This window comes from Sphingobacterium sp. MAE (assembly GCF_056711605.1).
This window is the reverse complement of the sequence record NZ_CM160044.1, coordinates 1,903,607-1,922,152: the sequence shown is the minus strand read 5'-3', so window position 1 is coordinate 1,922,152 and position 18,546 is coordinate 1,903,607. Positions and strand designations below refer to the sequence as shown.

15 protein-coding genes are annotated in these 18,546 nt (G+C 34.9%); 11 read left to right on the top strand and 4 right to left on the bottom strand.

What is annotated here, in order from left to right; translation table 11 throughout:
• Window positions 1-13 precede the first annotated feature (13 nt).
• Entirely contained in the window at window positions 14-1,087 is a 1,074-nt protein-coding gene (locus tag AC06G9_RS08160) for a fatty acid desaturase family protein (protein ID WP_045754479.1), read from the top strand.
• Between the two features lie 355 nt (window positions 1,088-1,442).
• On the opposite strand, the gene AC06G9_RS08155 is transcribed toward AC06G9_RS08160, so the two are convergent.
• Together AC06G9_RS08155 and AC06G9_RS08150 are read right to left on the bottom strand one after the other, a co-directional pair.
• Entirely contained in the window at window positions 1,443-4,016 is a 2,574-nt protein-coding gene (locus tag AC06G9_RS08155) for a TonB-dependent receptor (protein ID WP_293925286.1), read from the bottom strand.
• 457 nt (window positions 4,017-4,473) lie between these two features.
• Window positions 4,474-5,940 (bottom strand): aminoacyl-histidine dipeptidase, encoded by a 1,467-nt coding sequence (locus tag AC06G9_RS08150; RefSeq protein ID WP_480957852.1) that lies wholly within the window; start codon window positions 5,938-5,940, stop codon window positions 4,474-4,476.
• 52 nt (window positions 5,941-5,992) lie between these two features.
• Here AC06G9_RS08150 and AC06G9_RS08145 point away from each other — a divergent pair, with 52 nt between their 5' ends.
• The 3 genes from AC06G9_RS08145 to AC06G9_RS08135 all read left to right on the top strand — a co-directional run bounded on the left by AC06G9_RS08145 (window position 5,993) and on the right by AC06G9_RS08135 (window position 9,054).
• Window positions 5,993-6,580, top strand: coding sequence for a sugar O-acetyltransferase (locus tag AC06G9_RS08145; RefSeq protein WP_480957851.1), 588 nt, complete (start codon window positions 5,993-5,995; stop codon window positions 6,578-6,580).
• 114 nt (window positions 6,581-6,694) lie between these two features.
• Window positions 6,695-8,215 (top strand): DUF3943 domain-containing protein, encoded by a 1,521-nt coding sequence (locus AC06G9_RS08140; protein ID WP_480957850.1) that lies wholly within the window; start codon window positions 6,695-6,697, stop codon window positions 8,213-8,215.
• 11 nt (window positions 8,216-8,226) lie between these two features.
• Entirely contained in the window at window positions 8,227-9,054 is an 828-nt protein-coding gene (locus tag AC06G9_RS08135) for a DUF4846 domain-containing protein (protein ID WP_480957849.1), read from the top strand.
• A gap of 86 nt (window positions 9,055-9,140) precedes the next feature.
• On the opposite strand, the gene AC06G9_RS08130 is transcribed toward AC06G9_RS08135, so the two are convergent.
• On the bottom strand, window positions 9,141-9,578 hold the full coding sequence (locus AC06G9_RS08130) for a GNAT family N-acetyltransferase (protein WP_480957848.1): 438 nt from the start codon (window positions 9,576-9,578) through the stop codon (window positions 9,141-9,143).
• Window positions 9,579-10,093: 515 nt separating this feature from the next.
• Between AC06G9_RS08130 and AC06G9_RS08125 the strand changes: the two genes are divergently transcribed.
• The 3 genes from AC06G9_RS08125 to AC06G9_RS08115 are packed head-to-tail and all read left to right on the top strand — an operon-like array spanning window position 10,094 to window position 12,457.
• Window positions 10,094-11,350: a putative DNA modification/repair radical SAM protein gene (locus AC06G9_RS08125; protein WP_480957847.1), complete on the top strand. Its 1,257-nt coding sequence runs from the start codon at window positions 10,094-10,096 to the stop codon at window positions 11,348-11,350.
• Window position 11,351: 1 nt separating this feature from the next.
• Entirely contained in the window at window positions 11,352-12,116 is a 765-nt protein-coding gene (locus AC06G9_RS08120) for a TIGR03915 family putative DNA repair protein (protein ID WP_248754146.1), read from the top strand.
• A gap of 59 nt (window positions 12,117-12,175) precedes the next feature.
• The gene (locus tag AC06G9_RS08115; protein ID WP_045754472.1) at window positions 12,176-12,457 is read left to right on the top strand and encodes a GNAT family N-acetyltransferase; all 282 of its coding nucleotides are present in this window, start codon (window positions 12,176-12,178) and stop codon (window positions 12,455-12,457) included.
• A 224-nt stretch (window positions 12,458-12,681) separates the two neighbouring features.
• Here AC06G9_RS08115 and leuS read toward each other — a convergent pair whose 3' ends face one another.
• Complete coding sequence (leuS, locus tag AC06G9_RS08110) at window positions 12,682-15,465, bottom strand: leucine--tRNA ligase (RefSeq protein WP_480957846.1); 2,784 nt, start codon at window positions 15,463-15,465, stop codon at window positions 12,682-12,684.
• Between the two features lie 217 nt (window positions 15,466-15,682).
• Here leuS and AC06G9_RS08105 point away from each other — a divergent pair, with 217 nt between their 5' ends.
• The 4 genes from AC06G9_RS08105 (at window position 15,683) to truB (ending at window position 18,529) form a co-directional block, all read left to right on the top strand.
• Entirely contained in the window at window positions 15,683-16,561 is an 879-nt protein-coding gene (locus AC06G9_RS08105) for a cell division protein FtsX (protein WP_045754416.1), read from the top strand.
• A 2-nt stretch (window positions 16,562-16,563) separates the two neighbouring features.
• Window positions 16,564-16,794 (top strand): DUF3098 domain-containing protein, encoded by a 231-nt coding sequence (locus AC06G9_RS08100; protein WP_045754415.1) that lies wholly within the window; start codon window positions 16,564-16,566, stop codon window positions 16,792-16,794.
• A gap of 14 nt (window positions 16,795-16,808) precedes the next feature.
• Window positions 16,809-17,624 carry an undecaprenyl-diphosphate phosphatase gene (locus AC06G9_RS08095; RefSeq protein ID WP_480957845.1) on the top strand — a complete coding sequence of 272 codons (816 nt, stop codon included), beginning with the start codon at window positions 16,809-16,811 and terminating at the stop codon, window positions 17,622-17,624.
• A 167-nt stretch (window positions 17,625-17,791) separates the two neighbouring features.
• Window positions 17,792-18,529 (top strand): tRNA pseudouridine(55) synthase TruB, encoded by a 738-nt coding sequence (gene truB, locus AC06G9_RS08090; RefSeq protein WP_248754148.1) that lies wholly within the window; start codon window positions 17,792-17,794, stop codon window positions 18,527-18,529.
• The last annotated feature ends 17 nt before the right edge of the window (window positions 18,530-18,546 follow it).

Sequence of the window (18,546 nt, the reverse complement as noted above, 5' to 3'; positions counted from 1 at the left end):
TTAAACGATCTCAATGAAAACAACAATTAAATTTAATAATGTTAACACATTATTTTCCAAATCTTTAAAGGAAAGAATTAACGACTACTTCAAAACTAATAAAATTCAAAAAACAGGAGAAAAAAGAGTATTAACAAAAGCAATTATCCTGTTTTTAACGGCTATATCTTTCTATATCATATTAGTTGTCATTCAACCTCATTGGTTAATCAGTGTTGTTGTTTTAATATTGCTCGGTATTAACTTTGCTGCGATTGGATTCAATGTGATGCATGATGCCGGTCATGATACTTTTTCTAACAGTAAAAAACTAAACAGCGCTTTGTCTTACAGCCTTAATCTTATGGGCGGCAATATATATTTTTGGAAACTAAAACATAATATAGCACATCATACTTATACCAATATTGAAGGTGAAGACCATGATATTGATATTAAATTTATGCGTGTGCACAAAGACCAAGAGTTAAAGAAGCACCACTCCTATCAAAAGTATTATTTTATGCTTTTATACAGTATATCTTATTTAGCGTGGATATTTTACCAAGATTATGAAAAATATTTTCTTGAAGCTATGGGTAGCAGAAAAAAATCATTTGACTTCCCTTTACGCGAAAAAGTAATATTTTGGGTAAGTAAAGTTGTTCATCTTAGCATTTTTATTGTTATCCCTGTTTTAGTTGTTGGTTGGGTGCCTACTTTAGTGGGATTATTGATATCGGGCATTGCATGTGGTATATGTTTGGCAACAGTTTTCCAACTGGCTCACGTCGTAACAGAAACAGAATTTGTTGCTTTAGAACAGACAACAGATCCAACTAAAATGGAAAATGAATGGATGATCCATCAATTGAGCTCAACAGCAAATTTTGCTACAAAAAATAAGTTTTTGACTTGGATATTAGGTGGTCTAAATTATCAAGTGGAACATCATTTATTCCCAAAGATAAGTCACATACATTATCCAGCCATTAATAAATTGGTGAGAGAAACGTGTCAAGAGTTTAATGTTAAATACTTGGAATATAAAACATTAAATTCGGCTTTTAAATCACATGTTAATGTGATACAGTCCATGTCGAGATAAATAAAATTAAAGATATTCAAAAAGGCTAATCTTAATCGGTTAGCCTTTTTTTTATCTAAACCTGGTCTTAATGAGTATTTTATACTGAAAAAACATGATCGATCATAAGGTGGAAAATAGTCGTGATCGACAGCAGAATAAAGCTTATAACCATGTCTATTTTCACCTTAAATTAGATATCCTAACCCTATCTCATTGTTTCTCCATTCTAATAAATCAATTGGCAAAAATAATATAACATCCCAGAAAGAACATCATATATCTTTCTTTAAGATCCAGATTAATCGGTATTAAAAAAGCCGTTGCAAGTATTGCAACGGCTTTAAGAAATATAATTATGTATTTGTATTCGAGCTTAGAAAGTGAATTTAACAGAAGCATTCCATGTACGTCCCCATCCCATCAACACGTAGTTTGAAGTATCAATGCCTTTCCAGTATGTGGCACCTGCTTTAGACTCAACATTTGAAGTAGCTTCAGAAATATACAACTTGTCCAAAACATTATTCATATTAACACGGAAACTGATCGCATTTTTCTCACTCACAGCAACTCTATAAGATATACCCGCATCTAACAGATCATAATTCGGTAATTTCATTGTAGGTGTATTACTCGGTAATGCACCGTATAATCTTTCATATCTTCTGTAATCAGCATCTACAGAAAGACCTTTTATGATGAATACTTTAGCACCAGCTCCGAATGATGTTTGTGCAGCATCACCCACTTTAACACCTGTTAAATCCCTTACTTTATTCTCTAATACAACGCGATCCTCGTTACGGACGATAGTATTGGATTCACCATCATATACCCACTTACCTACTGAACCGAAACCCTTTAATTGTAAGAAAGAAAAAGGACGTGTCAATAATTCCAATTCTACACCTTGGTGATCCTGTTTTACACCATAGTTTGTATTGTAAATAAGACTACCAACTTGAACTAAGTCAGCTCCATATTTATCCACTTCTTTTTGAGTAGCAGTAAAAGAGCTACCAGTTGTACGGTCAGCCCAAGTTGTACGGTACGCATTTACGCTTAAATCAAAATATCTAGAATTATATTTATAACCTAATTCTAATCCTAAGATTTTTTCATTAACAGCATATGGATTAACATCATTTTTGTAGTTCATGAAGATATTGTTCTGGTAAGGTTGACGTGAATAATATCCCGCATTACCAAATAACGTATGACCACCTAATGTATAACTTAATCCTCCTTTAGCATTATATCCAAAATTGTTAACAGATTCTGATTTACCTTCACCGATTTTGTATAAAAATACATCATTACGGCTATTGTGCTGTTGCGATACCGATCCTTGCGCAAATGCTGTGAAACCATCCTTCGCATATTCGATCTGTCCAAACAAACCCGCGTAACGAATAATTTGTTCGTAATCCCAAGCTAAGCGATCTTTAGCATCAGTTGGTTTATCTGACCATGTTTTCCAAGGATTTGTAGAATACTGATTTGAAGTAACGGTCAATCCAGGTAAATTTACATTGTCTTTATGTGATATACTTGGAGCTCCTAATAGATCTGTAACTTGTCTATAGTGCTCTCCTTTGTAGTCTCGTAAATCAAATCCAATATTAAAGTTTAAATTATCGTTTAATTTACGGTTATAGTTAGAAACTACACCATACCATTGGTGATTATTAACATCAGCAGCTAAATAAGGAACTTTTTCTTTAGAAGCATCATTACGTAGTGACTGACCGCCACCACGAGCCATAGAAGCATATACAACCGTTGATAACGATGATTTATCATCAATTGTCCAATCCCAGTTTAAATTAGCAACTGGTTTATGATAATAATTTTTACGTGGGTTAGTCTCTACCCCGTTAATTATTTTTATGTTATCATTATACTTTCTTCCTTCTTTCAAGAAGTTAGATAATTCGGAAGTATAACCTTGATTGTGCCATTGAGGAGCACCTGTCACCATTAGATTTAAGTTGTGCTTCTCGTTTACCTTATAGCCAACAGATAAAAAATAGTTTTGACCAGCACCTTCAGTACCTTTCATGTACCCATTACCTTGCCATCCTGTAACCATTGCTGAGACAGCGAATCCGCTTTTCATTAAACCTGTGTTATAAGCTATGGTTGATTTTACAAACATATCGTTACCGATCGTTGTCTTAATAAAACCACTTTGTTTCATATCTGTCGACTTAGTAACAAAGTTTGTTGTACCACCAACAGAAGAAATCGCTAATTTTGAGGATCCTAAGCCACGTTGAATTTGAACAAGAGAAGCAATATCTGTCAAACCGCTCCAGTTAGACCAAAATACACGACCATTGTCCATACCATTGATCGGTTGACCGTTTAATAAGAAGGCAGTATTAGATTGATCGAATCCGCGAGTGGTCATCGAAGACTCTCCAAAACCACGCGCTTGACTTGTCACATATACAGATGGAGTATTAGCCAAAGTCGCCGTGATATCTTGTGCACCTACTTTTTCTTCAATTTCTTGTTGAGAAATAGTGGAAACAGCAATTGGCGTTTTACGATCTTCAGCAATGTCAATCAAACCACGACCTACCACAACAACTTCACCCAAATTTGTTGAAGATGATTCTGCAAAAACAGGGTCTAAATGTAGTGCTTGACCGGCTTTCAAGAACACATTTTCGTAAACAAGGGGTTTTTGACCAATGTAGGTAACCTCAATTTTGTAAGGCCCTCCTTCTTGAAGATTTACGATGTTAAATTGTCCGTTAGAATCTGCCGATCCGCTGAAGGTGGCTCCGCTTGACTGGTGTGTAACTTTAATGGTTGCACCTGTCGTTGTTTGTCCAGTAGATTGTTTGACAACCCCTGTAACACTACTTGTTGTTGTTTGTGCATGGATTGTGCCATAACTTGCAACAGCAAGAGCAAAAAAAAGTAGAGACTTTTTCATGTAAGATGTGTTTGATATAGTTTTGATGGTGCAAAAGTAAAACTCCCATACCTATTTAACTAATTTTAACATCAATTGCATGTGTTAAAACATGCTTTTTGTTGCGTTAAATTTTAACAAAAACATATAAAAAACGCATATAAGCTAAAAAATAAACAGTATAACATTGCACTTATTATGGATTTGAACATAAATTCCAATCATATATGAATCAATGGCAATTTTGCCAAGAATAAAATTTTGTCCTTTTTGAATAAATTTAAAATTATATGGAATCGGTCGAAAGCAGTTGAAGACAGAAGGAGATATTGAGGTATAATCGTTAAGAAATAAGTATTATATATGTTTATTCTTACAACTCTAAAAGTAAATCTAAAGAATCTTTGTCGAAATAACAATAGATAAAAATAAAAAAGGCTTAAAAATTAATTTAAGCCTTTTCATAAAAACTAATATATTACTTCTTTGGAATTTCCTTCAAGATCTGTTTTACAAATTCCCAGTACTTCTGAACAGAAGAAATAGATACTCTTTCTGCTGGAGAATGGGCTCCCAAGATGGTTGGCCCAAACGATATCATATCCATTTCAGGATAATTTTTACCTAATATTCCACACTCCAATCCAGCATGGCAAGCAACCACTTTTGGTTCCTCCTGATGCTGTTCTACATAAATACGCTTTAATATTTCTAAGATTTCAGAATTTGCATTTGGAGTCCAACCTGGATATGAGCCGGAAAATTCGACGTCAAATCCTGCTAAAGAGAAAGTTGCTTCCAAAGATTGTGCTAAATCTATTTTAGAACTCTCGACAGATGATCTTGTTAAGCATTTGATACTCATTTTACCGTCAGCAACACTAACCTTGGCAATATTATTAGAAGTTTCCACTAAATCGTCGAAATCAGCACTGATCCGATATACGCCATTTTGGGCTGCATAGATCGCATTGATCAGCTTTTCTTGATCATGAGCTGAAATAACTCGGGCGGGAACCTGCGTTAGCTTTTCAATGGTTATCGTCAAACCAGCGTCTACTGTTCTAAATTCAGCTTGAATATCAGCTACTAAAGGTGCTAGATCGGATGCAAAATTATCTTCATGTTCTGAAGACACAATCACTTTGGCAACCGATTCGCGAGGGATTGCGTTACGTAAGCTTCCGCCATTTAAAGTAGCAATCTGTAAACCAAATTCTTCATATGATTTGTACAGCAATCGGTTCATAATTTTATTTGCATTGCCTAATCCTTTGTGAATCTCAATACCAGAATGGCCACCATTAAGTCCTTTTACAGCAATTTCAAAAGCTACTGCCCCGGAAGGACTTGCTTCTTCAACGTAAGATTTAGATGCCGTTACATCAATTCCTCCGGCACAACCAATATCAATTTCATCATCTTCTTCCGTATCTAGATTTAATAAGATTTCGCCTGTTAAAACTCCTCCTTGCAGTCCCATTGCACCAGTCATACCTGTTTCTTCATCAATCGTAAATAAAGCTTCGATAGCAGGATGTACCAAATCTTTTGATGCCAATATAGTCATAATCGTGGCTACACCAATACCATTATCAGCACCTAAAGTGGTTCCATTAGCTTTGACCCAGTCTCCATCAACAAACATATCGATTCCTTGCGTATCAAAGTCAAAATTAGTATCATTGTTTTTCTGATGTACCATATCTAAATGAGATTGCAGAACAACTGTTTTACGATCTTCCATTCCTGGAGTCGCAGCTTTTCTCATCAAAACATTCCCAACATGATCTTCACAAACTTCTAATCCCAATTTTTTACCAAAATCTATCATAAATGCGATAACACGTTCTTCTTTCTTAGAAGCACGAGGAACTGCATTTAATGCAGAAAAATTTGCCCACAACTCCTGAGGAGCTAGGGCTTCTAAATTATTATTTGTCATAATTTTTTCTATTTCAATAACAAAGTTAGTTTTTTTGAAGTAATTTCGACCCATGGATAATAAGAATGTAACGAATCAATTCTATCGTGAATCGGGAAAAGAACTTTTCGAAAAAAGACTCCATGCAAAAATGCAGGTTAAAAAATTTAATGATACCCAGCCAAAATCGTTTAAGGAAAGACAACTCATCATTAAGAATCTATTAAAAGCAAAATCCAATCGTTTCTTTATCGAAGCCCCATTTTATTGTGACTATGGCTTCAATATTTCGATCGATGATAATTTCTTCGCTAATTACAACTGTACTTTACTTGACTCAGCTCCTATTACAATCGGTAAAAATGTATTATTTGGACCGCATGTATCGTTATTTACTTCTACACATGCGATTCATCCAGAGGACCGTGCAAAAGGTTGGCAATGCTCAAAATCTATCACGATTGCTGACAATGTCTGGTTAGGGGGCCATGTTATCGTTAATCCGGGCATAAACATTGGAGAAAACAGTATCATTGGTTCAGGATCAGTAGTGACCAAGGATATTCCTGCAAATGTTATTGCTGCTGGTAATCCATGTAAAATTATAAGGAATATTACCGAAGCTGATAGACTTGAAATTAAAGAATCTAACAATTTTTAATCAGATTCTGGTCAAATTAACTGTATTTCGATGATATTTTTCGGCTTTAAATTTAAAACTATTTAAGTTTATTACTTGTTTATGAATTTAAGCCTGATATATGACATGCTCAAAATGACGAAAATTAGATTTCTTTTCTTATATGTAATAATGCTACTGCTGCAGTTTCTGCTTTCGACGCAAACTTTACATGCCCAAGAGTATATTCAGGAATATATCGATACGGTTAATAATTTCGAACCGTTACAGAATAAAATTCCTTTTGATACAACTAAAAACAGTAAAAGTATCCTAACTTCTTCTAAAATTACTAATGGAAATTACCAACTCCCTAATTATCAAGACACCATCAATCATAATCCACGTAAACATTTTGCTAGGGCAGCAACAGAATGGTTTATGTTTCAGGCTTTACCGGCTTCATTCAATTATTTTATCAGAAAAGATCCATACTCACATATCACGCTAAATAATTGGTTTAAACATCTTAAACCAAACGCATGGGCATGGGACGATAATGCTTTTGCGACAAACCAAATTGCTCATCCTTATCATGGTCAATTGTATTTTAATGCGTTCAGATCCAATAATTATAGCTTTCTGCAGTCTTCTGCTGCCACTTTGGCGGGAAGCTTTATATGGGAAACGGCAGGCGAGACACAGGCCCCTTCGATCAATGATTTAGTTAACACCACTTATGGTGGTATTATATTAGGTGAAATCACTCACCGTATTTCACAAAATGTGCTATCTAGACCGACAAGTTCTTTGGCAGAGCGACAAGGAAAAGAAGTATTAGCTTTTTTTATTAATCCTGTCAATGGCCTAAATCGCCTACTAGATGGACGTTGGGGAAGAGTCGTAAAAGGTGCTGTAATTGATTCTTCAACAGTTAGAGCTGAGGTCGATTTTGGTTTTCGACGCTTCGACACCAAAGATCTAGATATCATCACGAAAGGCAAAACAGATTACTTTGTTCGGTTAAGCTTGATTTATTCCAATGATGATATTGAAAACAAGAAACCATTTGATGATTTTTATGTCAATTTGGAAGTCGGCGGTGACGACAGTTCATTTGTCAACACCGTCAATGTATATGCCTCACTTTATGGAAAACGGGTACTAAAAAATCTACCGGGAAGACATCTGGGAGTTTTGTCTGCAAATTATGACTTTTACCATAACGAAGCTTTTTTTTATGGAGCACAGAGCATGAATTACAATGTCATATCAACCTTTAGTTTGGGTGGTAAAAATCGATTAACAACAACCCTAGGAGGCGGTCCTGTGATATTAGCTGCAGTACCAGATCCCTACCTCCTTTTTGGAGAAAGCCGAAATTACAATTATGGGCCAGGTGTTGACGTCCGCGGTTCTGGGGAAATTAGTGTACTGAACAGGTTTAAGTTCGGTGCACAATACCATGGGGGGTATTTTGTCACCTTGAGCGGCAATGAATCCCACTATTTTTTACACACAGCTTCCATCAGCGGAAGTCTACGTCTGTTGAAAAACTTTTCATTAAACATGAATTCTGGTTATTTTAGATTAGAAGGTAATTTTAAAGACTATCCTGATGTAAACAAAAGTTATCCATTTGCCCGTCTTTCTCTAGGATATAATGTTTTATTTTAGGATCAACTGTAATGAAAATATTGTGTATTATTTCTATTGGTTTCATCCTGATAAACTGTACTGCATCTTCCAATCAAAATAAATTGGAAGATAAGTCCGAACAATTGCATATGGTTGATGGCTATAATCAGCAATTTGTAGATGCCGAGGGAAAAATCATTAAAGATAGATTCAAACCTCCGGTTAGCTACGAAAGGATAAATTATAAGAAAAATGAATTTGGTTATTTCTTAGAACAGCTCCCAGTCAAACCTATTGATAAACTCGTGACCTATTATAATGGAAGGACTAAAGATAGAAGAGACATCTATGCAAGTGTGGTTGATCTGCCTATAGGAAAAAGAGATCTACATCAATGTGCAGATGCTGTTATGAGACTGCGAGCTGATTATTTATATCAAAATAAGAAATATAATGATATTCATTTTAATTTTCTGTCTGATGGCAAGCCAAGGTATTATAATAAATTTGCAGATGGGGACTATTCCTATTCAACATACTGGAAATACTTAGAATATATTTTCGCATATGCTAACACTGCATCTCTTCATGATGAATTATCGACAGTTAAATCGATGGATAATGTGCAAATAGGAGATACTTTTGTTCAAAAAGGAAATCCTATCGGTCATGCTATCGTGGTTGTAGATCTGGTAGTAAATCCCAAAACAGGTCAAAAATTAGTATTAATGGCACAAAATTACATGCCTGCGCAAGAATTACAAATCATCAATAATCCCATTAACAAATCTATAAGTCCTTGGTATGCCTTATCTGGTAAAGTTATACGAACACCAGAATGGAAATTCTATTCTGAAAATTTAAAAACGTGGAATTAGGTCTATACATTGTTTAACACATGACGACATCATACTCCCATAGATAAACCTATTTTGATATCGATACTAGCCCATATCAAATAGTATCATGCTAGATCGTCGGTTAAACAAATTTGCATGCGGACATATGCAAGCGTTCCCTTAAAAAAAGGCTGCCCCTTCTCTTGCATACCAAATTTTTTATAAAATGAAACTGCATCTGCTCGCGCATCACAATAAAGTGCACGACCATTCCATAACGCACAAAAGTCAAAAACGGACTTTAGCAATGCTGCACCTATACCATATCCTCGAAACGTAGATAATACGGCAAATTTTCTAAATTGATAAGTCTCTTTAGCAACCTCAAAAACAGAAATAACACCCACTATCTCCCCTTCTACGCTAGCGGCAAAGTGTGTTCCATCAAAATCATCATCAATCATCACATCTTTTAGTGATCCCTTAGGATATAATACCTCTTGACGAATTTTCCATGTTCGCGAGGCAATAACTTGCTCTATATAAATTTGATTAATTTCCATTCATTCAATTCTATTCGTGATTAATGTGCCTATTATCATACTTAGCTTAAATCGCCTCAACAAGAATAAAATAAGCTCGTGAATTAAGTCAATATCACCATCATTTTGTTTAAAATAATTTATCATATTTCTTTCACATTTCCAGTCCGTTTTAAAGTTCCCCAGCTAGTTAGTTCTCCTTTTAATGCTTTCTTAAGCGATCTAAAGAGTACGATATACATCAATTGTCTCCAAAAAAAACGCTGTGGAATAATACAAATAAGGGATATTCCATTCACCTCGCTTAACGAAAATAAACCGCTCAATAAAGAAAAAAGCATAAATAAATCTGCTAAGGATGAAAATATAGGTAAAATGATTTGAAATATTAACATATTACATTTTGCACTCGGAGAATTGATCTGTATTTTTAACAAAAGAGATGTTAAAAAAATATGTGACTAGTCATTACTAAATTTCATTCAATATATATTAATTCTAATAATATTAGTACATTTACTAAAATTAATAGATTTATGTCAGATCGTATATTTCAAAAACTTACTATTTTAGCAGACGCAGCCAAATATGACGTAAGCTGCAGTTCGAGTGGAAGCAATAGGGCTAATAAAAATAAAGGTCTAGGCAATGCTAATCAAGGAGGGATCTGTCATTCTTATACAGAAGATGGTCGATGCGTCTCCTTATTAAAAATTTTATTGACTAACCATTGCATTTATGATTGTGCTTACTGTGTATCAAGAAAAAGCAATGATATAGAGCGTGCAGCCTTTACTGTACAAGAAGTAGTGGATCTGACCATCAATTTTTATCGTAGAAACTATATTGAAGGTTTATTTTTAAGTTCGGGCATTTTTAAAAACGCAGACTATACAATGGAAAGGTTGGTTTCTATAGCTAAAAAGTTGAGATTAGAACATAAATTCAATGGCTATATTCATCTAAAGACTATTCCAGGAGCTAGTGATGAACTTGTACATCAAGCAGGTTTATATGCTGATCGTCTCAGCATCAATTTAGAAATACCAACAAAAGAAGGGCTTAAACTCTTAGCTCCAGATAAAAATCGCGAAGATATGATTGTCCCTATGCGTTATCTGAAAAATGAAATTATAAGAACAAATGAAGAACGAAAGATCATCAAATCGACACCGACCTTCGCTCCTGCTGGACAAAGTACGCAGATGATCATTGGCGCATCAGGCGAATCTGATAAACATATTATTCAGACTGCGCAGCATTTTTATAAAAATTTTAACCTAAAGCGTGTTTATTACTCGGGCTATGTTCCGATATCTTACGATAAGAGACTGCCTGAGATTGGTTCTGCAGTACCTATGGTTAGAGAAAACAGATTGTACCAATCCGATTGGCTTTTGCGTTTTTACGGTTTTAATGCCGACGAAATCGTTAATGATACTCACCCACTGCTTGATCTTGATATTGATCCTAAATTAAGTTGGGCACTACGCAATCAGCATGTATTTCCTATTGATATCAATAAAGCTGATTATAATGCCATCGTGCGTATCCCAGGTATTGGAGTTCAATCTGCCAAGAAAATCATCATGGCTCGACGATTTGGTCCCTTACGCATAGAAAATCTTCAAAAGTTAGGAGTTGCGATCGTTCGTGCGAAATATTTCATCACTTGTCTTGGATTTCAACAAATATATGCTGATAAAACAGGAGCAAATATTAAACAATACATATTAGCACAGTCTACTAGTAAATACATCAAAAATAATACGCAACAATTAAGCTTATTTTAAGATGCTCAAAACACTTATTTATGATGGTACATGGTCAGGACTGATCACTTGTGTATTTTGTTCTTTTGAATACAAATGGCAGGTTGAAAATATTCAGCAAAATAACCAGGACATACAGTCCGGATTATTCGTTACTGCAGAAACAGTAATAACAGATGATGTTAAGGTGAAACGCGTTCTTTTGGGATTAGAGAAAAAAATAGGAATGCAAGGAATTAAAGAGCTTTACTACGTATTTCTTTCCGAGGTGAAAAATATGGAACTCCTCATACTGAGGAGTATTGTTTATTACTTTAAATCGAATAATAAACCAAATCTTAATTACGCAAATGATCATATTTTAAAAATAAAAAAAATAGTAAAATCTGTCTCTAGGGAAAGACATCGCATTAAAGCATTTGTTCGATTCCAAAAAATGAAAGATGGCTTATATTATGCAAATCTAGAACCCGACTTTAACGTATTACCCTTAATTGTTAATTTTTTCAAAGATCGTTATGCCGATCAAAAATGGCTGATCTACGACTTAAAAAGGAATTACGGCATTTACTATGATCTAGCACAGGTCACAGAGGTTAAATTTACTAACAGATTAAATAAAAATCATGTTGTAATTCAATTAGATGATGAAGAATTACACTATAGTAATCTATGGAAAAATTACTTTGATGCTGTTAATATAAAAGAACGAAAAAATACAAAATTACATGTTCAAAGTTTGCCAAAACGCTATTGGAAATATTTAAATGAAAAAAAATTATTGTAAAAAATCTTATTTTTGAAAAACCAAAAATAGAAATTAGCTGTTTATTTAAATAAAAAGAGATGACTATAAAAAATATTGAAGACGAAAAGAAAGGTCAAATAATCGCAGAAATAGATGGTAAAGAAGCCGGTATAATGGAATATACCTGGGCAGGAGAAGATAAATTCATTATTGACCACACGGAAGTATATCCAGAATTTAACGGCAACGGTGTGGGTAAAAAAATGGTTTTGGAAGCTGTAGATTATGCACGTAAAAAAAATGTTAAAATCATGCCGCTTTGTCCCTTTGCAAAATCTGTATTTGACAGAACAGAAGCATTTCAAGATGTATTGTTTTAAAAACTACATGGTTGGTATAAAGTAAAAGCTTATTGTAAATGGGTCAACTGAGGGATGAAAAGAACGTCCGGTAATAAAAACTTATCCTGAATCACTTCGATAGAGCAACGCTCATCTATTAAATATATAAGGCTCGGGAAACATAATGAAACAACAATCCATCAATCTAAAAAGACGCTTTCGATAATTCAAAAGCGTCTTTTTTACACTGTCTCTTGCCCCGGTTAGGCGACTATATTGATAATCTTACCTTTGACAAAAATTAACTTCTTTAATGATTTCCCGTCCATAAAACGTTGAACATCTTCATTCGATAAAACAATTTCTTCGACAGCTTTCGCATCCAGATCCAATGGCAATAAAAGATTCATTTTCATTTTTCCATTGATCGATACTGGATAAGCAAACTCAGATTCAACTAAATAATCAGCAATAAAAGTTGGGTATGTCGCATATGAGATGGATCCATTTTCTTTTCCCAATAATGACCACAACTCCTCTGAGATGTGTGGTGCATAAGGTTGAAGTACAATAACCAGTTGCTCTAAAATAGCACGCTTATTACATTTAAGATCTGTAAGCTCATTGACACAAATCATAAAAGCAGAAACAGAAGTATTGAATGAAAAACGTTCAATATCATCCTCAGCCTTTTTAATGATCTTATGCAAAGCCTTATATTCAGCTTTTGTAGGTTGATCACTTGATATATTAAAGTTACCTTCAGCGTCATGGAATAAGCGCCATACTTTTTTCAAAAACTTATATACCCCCTCAATACCATTCGTATTCCAAGGTTTCGCCTGCTCCAATGGACCTAAGAACATCTCATACAAACGAAGCGTATCTGCACCATATGTATCAATGATATCGTCAGGATTTACGACATTGAATTTCGATTTAGACATTTTCTCCACTTCCGTTCCGCAGACATATTTACCATCTTCTAATATAAATTCTGCGGTAGCATAATCCGGTCTTGAGGCTTTGAATTTCTCCAGATTCAAGACGTCGTTTACGACAATATTAACATCTACGTGTAGTGGAATGGTATTATATTGATCTTTCAACCCGTAAGAAACATAGGTATCTGTCGCTTTCCCCTCATCACTCAATAAACGGTACACAAAGTTAGAACGTCCTTGAATCATTCCTTGATTTATTAATTTTTTAAAAGGCTCTTCCTCATTGTGGAAACCTAAATCTTTGAGGAATTTATTCCAGAAGCGTGAGTATAGCAAGTGACCTGTAGCGTGCTCAGAACCACCTATATATAGATCGACAGATTTCCAGTAATCGACAGCTTCTTTAGAAGCAAAAGCCTCCTCATTTTGAGGATCCATATAACGGAACCAGTACCAAGAAGAACCAGCCCAACCTGGCATTGTACTCAGTTCATACTCGTATTGATCTTCATACTTCCAATTTTCTGCACGTCCTAACGGAGGTTCGCCAGTTTCTGTTGGCAAATATTTATCTACCTCAGGCAATAGCAAAGGAAGCTCCTCTTCTTTAATCAAGTATGGCAATCCATTTTTAAAGTAAACCGGAACCGGCTCTCCCCAGTATCGCTGACGACCAAAGATCGCATCGCGCATACGGTAGTTAATTTTAGCCTTTCCTAATTTTAGCTCTTCCAATTTTGCGATTACAGCAGTAACACCATCTTGGTAGTTCATGCCGTTCATAAAATCAGAGTTGATATATTTACCATCTTTATTTGGATCCGCTTCTTCCTCGATCTGCTGTGAATCAGAAATTTGTATGATAGGCAGATTAAAATGCTTAGCAAATAGATAATCTCGCTGATCTCCAGATGGTACTGCCATCACAGCTCCAGTACCATAGCTTGCCAATACATAATCAGCAATCCAAATCGCAACATCTTCTCCCGTGATCGGATGTTTTGCATATGAGCCTGTAAAAGCGCCCGATACCGTTTTAGTATCAGACATACGATCCAATTCAGATTTTTTACTTGTTCTATCAATATATGCGCTGATGTCGGCCTGTTGTTCAGCAGTCGTCAATTTTGAAACCAATTCATGTTCGGGAGCTAACACAACAAATGAAACACCAAAGATCGTATCTACACGTGTCGTGAATACTTCAATATTTGTATCTAATTGTGGAACTGGAAACTTCACTAAGGCACCGACAGACTTGCCAATCCAGTTACGTTGCATCTCGACTAAGGGTTCAGGCCAGTCAACTAGATCCAATCCCTGCAACATACGATCGGCATATGCTGTGATACGCATAGACCACTGCATCATCTTCTTTTGTTCTACTGGAAATCCGCCTCTTTCAGAAAAACCATTGATCACTTCATCATTAGCAAGTACAGTTCCTAATGCAGCACACCAGTTAACAGTACTTTCACGCAAATAAGCAATCCGGTATTTCAACAACTCACGCTGTTGCTTCTCTTCATCAAATGCAAGCCATTCTCCTGCTGTAAACGATAATACATCATCATCAGAAACAGCATTAATTCCTTGTGAACCAGATACCTCAAAACGACTAACTAAAGTATCTATTACCTCGGCCTTATTCGATTCATTATTATACCACGAATTGAACAATTGCATAAAAATCCATTGCGACCACTTGTAGTATGAAGGATCAGAAGTACGTACTTCTCTACTCCAATCAAAAGAAAACCCGATGTTATCCAACTGTTCACGGTAGCGACTTATATTCGCTTCAGTTGTGATCGCTGGATGCTGTCCCGTTTGAATCGCATATTGCTCCGCTGGTAGACCGAATGAATCATATCCCATGGGATGCAAAACATTAAAACCTTTTAAACGTTTATATCTTGAAAAAATATCCGAAGCGATATAACCAAGTGGATGACCGACATGCAAACCAGCTCCAGAAGGATAAGGAAACATGTCTAAAACATAATATTTCGGTTTGTCATGTGTATCCGAAGATTTGAATGTTTCATGATCGGCCCAAAATTTTTGCCACTTTTTTTCTAACGATTTGTGATTGTACTCCATTTTTGTATTGAGGAATTTTGTAAGACTTGCGAAAATACAATTTTAATGGGGAATTGTAAGAAAAGTTTTGTAGTTTGAACAATAAATGATAGTATTGAAAAGTTAATTACAAAGGATATAGCGAATTTTTGCAGTTTCGAAATAAAGTTATTACAAGATTAATTCGAATTAATCCCCTCAAATCATTACTTTCGCAAATAAATTTTTATTGCTTATTATGTCAGAATACGAATCAAGCACGCAAAAAAGAAAAACAAAATCAGTTTACGTCTCTACTGTTATCAGTATAGCACTGGTCCTTTTAGTGACTGGATTATTAGGTTTATTACTTGTGCACGCAAAGAATTTATCCAAATACGTTAAAGAAAACATTGTTTTAAATGTTATCGTTAACGATGGCACTAACGAAGGCGATGTTCTTTCATTGCAAAAAGATCTAGAAAAGGATAATTATGTTTTACGCTCAGAATATATCAGCAAGGAACTTGCCGCAAAATCGTTGAAAGAAGATTTGGGTGAAGATTTTGTTCAATACTTAGGCCACAATCCTTTACTTCCTTCTATCGATGTTTATATGAAGGAAGATTATGCAAACTCCGACAGTATCAAAACTTTTATCGATAAAATATCGCGAAATAGCAGAATAAAAGAAGTTGTTTATCAAGAATCACTTATTGATATGGTCAATAAAAATGTGCGCATCATCAGTATTGTTGTACTGGCATTTGCTGCAATTTTATTGGTAATTGCAGTAGCACTGATCAACAACACGATACGTTTAGCGATTTATTCACAAAGATTCCTGATTAAAAGTATGCAACTAATTGGGGCTACAAAAAACTTTATACGTAAGCCATTTATTACCTATGGTATCATACATGGTTTGTTAGGTTCATTGATAGCAATCTTATTATTAATATTTACATTAAAATTTGCACAGCAGCAAATTCCTGAATTGGTATTTTTAAGAAATTGGTATGAGTTTGCGGCTATTTTTATTGTAGTTATCGCAATTGGAATTCTAATTTCTGGCCTTAGTACATACTTTGCCGTTACCAAATATTTAAAAGCAAAATCTAACGATTTATACAGTTAAAAATGGCTCAAATCAAAAAATCTGAATCGACAAACAAAAGTTCTTTTGTTTTCGGAAAATTGAATTATCAATTATTTATTGTCAGTATTATTATTGTAATCATTGGTTTTTTCCTAATGAGTGGTAATACAGATATCTATAGCTTCACTAAAATCACGTTAGCTCCCATTGTCATAGTACTTGGTTTTGCTTTAGGCTTTGTAGCCATTCTTTACAAACCAAAATCTAAATAAAACAATACTAGACTATGTCCTTATTTGAAGCTATCCTTCTAGCGATTGTTGAAGGATTAACTGAATATCTTCCAATTTCATCAACAGCTCATATGGGTTTTACTGCAGCTTTGATGGGCATCCAGGAAAGTGAATACCTCAAAATGTTTCAAGTGTCCATCCAATTTGGCGCTATCCTTTCCATTGTAGTTCTCTATTGGAAGAAATTTTTTGATATTAAAAATATCCAACTTTATTATAAATTAGCTATTGCTGTTATTCCGGCATTGGTATTAGGAAAACTATTGGACGACAAAATCGAAGCTGTATTAGGTAATCAGATCGCGATCTCTACGGTATTGGTCCTTGGCGGTGTAGTTTTGCTATTTGTCGACAAATGGTTTAAGAATCCAACGATCTTGGATGAAAAAGAAATTCCAATAAAGAAGGCATTAATTATCGGTTTCTGGCAATGTCTAGCCATGATGCCTGGTACATCTCGGTCAGCTGCATCTATTATAGGTGGACTGACTCAAGGATTAGACCGAAGAGCTGCAGCGGAGTTTTCTTTCTTTTTAGCAGTTCCTACTATGCTTGCCGTAACCGTTTACTCCGTATTTGTTAAAACGTGGGGAGAAGGAACAGCACATGCACAGAAAGGCTATGAGATGATATTTGCCAGCAATGAAAATATCATTGTTTTTATAGTCGGTAACGTCGTTGCCTTTATCGTTGCTATGATAGCGGTTAAATCATTTATAACCGTATTAACAAAATATGGATTTAAATTTTGGGGTTGGTACCGTATTATTATTGGTATCGCTTTATTAGTATTTTTCTGGAATAACTAAACCATTTGACGCTACACTTACTATTTAAATATTAGTGCGAGAAATAAATATTAGTACCTTTGCAAAAAAATACAAAATCAACTTGACTTTGTTATGTTAAATGCTTGTTTTAACGAGATTCAGCAAATGGAAACAAAATCAATGATCTAGTGCAATTGAATCAATGAATGGAAAATAACGAAAAAGATCAAATAGAAAAAGTGTTTTCATTTGCCGAAGGACAAATGTTATTGATAGATAAGCCACTGACCTGGACAAGCTTTGATGTAGTTGGGAAAATTCGTAACTCCATTAAGCCATTAAAAATAAAAGTAGGTCATGCAGGTACATTAGATCCATTAGCAACGGGTTTGTTAATTGTCTGTACTGGTAAATTTACAAAAAAAATAGATAGCTACCAAGCAGAGGATAAAGAGTACATGGGAACCATCACGTTAGGTGGGACAACCCCTTCTTACGATCTTGAAACAGAAGTCGATGAAACTTTTCCTACAAATCATATTTCGGAACAAATGATATATGATGCTGCGAAAACTTTTGAAGGTGATATCGACCAATACCCTCCTGCGCATTCGGCTATTAAAATCAACGGAGAGCGTATATATGAAAAAGCTCGTCGAGGTGAAACAGTGGAATTAAAAACCCGCAAAGTAACGATTAATAGCTTTATCATTGAAAAAATAGAAATGCCTGTTATCCATTTCAGGGTTTCGTGCAGTAAAGGAACCTATATTCGTTCACTAGCATTTGATTTTGGAAAAGTACTCAACAGTGGTGCTCATTTAAGTTCACTCAGAAGGACTAAAAGTGGCGATTACCAGGTTGAAAATGCTTGGAACTTAGAAGAATTAATTCAAAAAATAAAAGTTCATAAAGAAATTAATATCGAAGAACATCAATCTTAAGAATTGATTTCTATCTA